This is a genomic window from Paraburkholderia sp. EG304 (assembly GCF_046543485.1).
Taxonomy (GTDB): Bacteria; Pseudomonadota; Gammaproteobacteria; order Burkholderiales; family Burkholderiaceae; genus Paraburkholderia; species Paraburkholderia youngii.
Genome location: NZ_JBKGUA010000187.1, coordinates 1 through 1,907, shown reverse-complemented (window position 1 = coordinate 1,907; position 1,907 = coordinate 1). Strand labels below are relative to the sequence as shown.

The following is a 1,907-nucleotide window of genomic DNA, read 5'->3' as shown; positions in this document are numbered from 1 at the left end:
CATGCTTCGCGCCAGCACCGGCGCAGGCGTGCGCAACACCTCTGGGACGCTGGTTCTGGACAATCGCGGGCTCATCGAAGGCACGTTCGGCGTGGACGTCACCGGCGACGCAGGCTTCAAGTGGGGCTCGGGGTCGTAACGGAAAGGACCCGCATCATAGCCAGTGAGGGCGATTGATGCGAATCATTCTCAGCCATGCGACGCGGCCGGTCGCAGCGCCGCCACAGGACCCTCAGACAAACATGCCGCCCGAGGCCTCCACCCGCTGCGCGTTGACCCACGCGGTCTGCGGCGACAACAACGCCACCGCCACCGGGCCGATGTCATCGGGCTTGCCCGGCCGGCCCATCGCGGTGACCGAGGACACCATCGCGTTGACCTGCGCATCGTCGCGCACGCGGCCGCCACCGAAGTCGGTTTCGATCGCGCCGGGCGCGAGGGTGTTGGCGCTGATGCCGCGTGCGCCAAGCTCCTTCGCGAGGTAGCGGGTGAACACCTCGATGCCGCCCTTCATCATCGCGTAGGCCGAGCTGCCCGGCAGCGAGAAGCGCGCCAGTCCGCTGGAGACGTTGAGGATGCGGCCACCTTCGGCAATCAGCGGCAACAACGCCTGGGTCAAGAAGTACGGCCCCTTCAGATGCACGGCGACCAGCGCGTCGAACTGCGCGACCGTGGTGTCGGCAATCATCGCGTGCAGCCCTTCGCCGGCGTTGTTGAGCAGCCCCTGCAGGTGCGTCTCGCCCCACCCGTCCAGCACGGTGCGGACCTGGGCAGCGAAGGCAGCAAAGCCACCGCTGTCGGCGACGTCCAGGGGTAGCGCGGCCGCCCGGCGACCGAGTGCTTCAATCCGGGCAACCACGTCCTGCGCAGCCTGCGCCTGGCTGCGGTAGGTGAGCACGATGTCGGCGCCGTCGGCCGCCAGCGCGAGGGCGGCGTTGCGGCCCAGGCCACGGCTGCCGCCGGTGACCAGGACGATTCGGCTTGCGTTGCTCATGTCAGTTCACCTGCGTTCGGGGAAGGGTTGCAGCCTATTGGTGTTGCACGGCCGGATAAATCGGCAGATGCTGATTTGACTATCCACGAATCACGAACAATCAATGGATCGCCTCGATCACCTGCGGTGCTTTCTTCGGGTCGCCGAGCTCGGCTCGTTCACGGGCGCTGCCGACAGCCTGGGCCTGCCCAAGGCCAGCGTGTCGCTCGCCGTGCAGCGGCTGGAAGCTGACGTCGGCGTGCAACTGCTGCACCGGACCACGCGCCGCGTACAGCTGACCGCCGACGGCGCCCAGTTCCAGGCGCGGGCGCACGATCTGCTGCATGACATGGATGACCTGCAGGGCATGTTCCGCACCGATAGAGCCCAGCTCAAGGGGCGCCTGCGCGTGGACATGTCCAGCGGACTGGCCCGGCAACTGGTGATACCGCAGTTGCCTGCCTTCCTGGCCCAGCATCCCGGGGTGGAGATGGAAGTGAGCGGCACCGATCGCCGGGTCGATCTGATCCGTGAGGGGTTCGACTGCGTGCTGCGGGTCGGGACACTGGATGACAACACGCTGGTGGCCCGTCCGTTGGGACAGCTGCCGATCGTCAACTGCGCCAGCCCTGCCTATCTCGCGGCCCGCGGTACGCCGACCACGCTGGCCGACCTGGCCGGCCACGCGCTGGTGCATTACGTCGGCACCCTGGGCCAGCGTTCGCCCGGATTCGAGTACTACGATGGCCAGACCTATCAACGTCTGCCGATGGGCGGCGCGGTGACGGTCAACAGCGGTGAGGGCTACACCGCTGCGGCGCTGGCAGGGTTGGGCATCATCCAGGTGCCGCTGCTGGGCGTGCGTCAGGCCCTGGCTTCGGGAACGCTGGTCGAGATTCTGGCCAACGTGAAAGCCGAACCGATGCCGGTCACC

The 1,907-nt window shown here is 67.6% G+C and carries 2 protein-coding genes; one reads left to right on the top strand and one right to left on the bottom strand.

From position 1 onward, the window contains the following. Positions 1–232 precede the first annotated feature (232 nt). Positions 233–994, bottom strand: a complete 762-nt coding sequence (locus ACLFKU_RS43160; protein ID WP_410853315.1) for an SDR family NAD(P)-dependent oxidoreductase — start codon at positions 992–994, stop codon at positions 233–235. A 103-nt stretch (positions 995–1,097) separates the two neighbouring features. Between ACLFKU_RS43160 and ACLFKU_RS43155 the strand changes: the two genes are divergently transcribed. Beyond that, a partial coding sequence (locus ACLFKU_RS43155) for a LysR family transcriptional regulator (protein ID WP_410853314.1) occupies positions 1,098–1,907 on the top strand: 810 nt, incomplete at its 3' end.

What these genes read in the sequence shown, in the direction of transcription:
- ACLFKU_RS43160 (WP_410853315.1), bottom strand. Translation starts at nt 994, where the DNA reads ATGAGCAACGCAAGCCGAATCGTCCTGGTCACCGGCGGCAGCCGTGGC.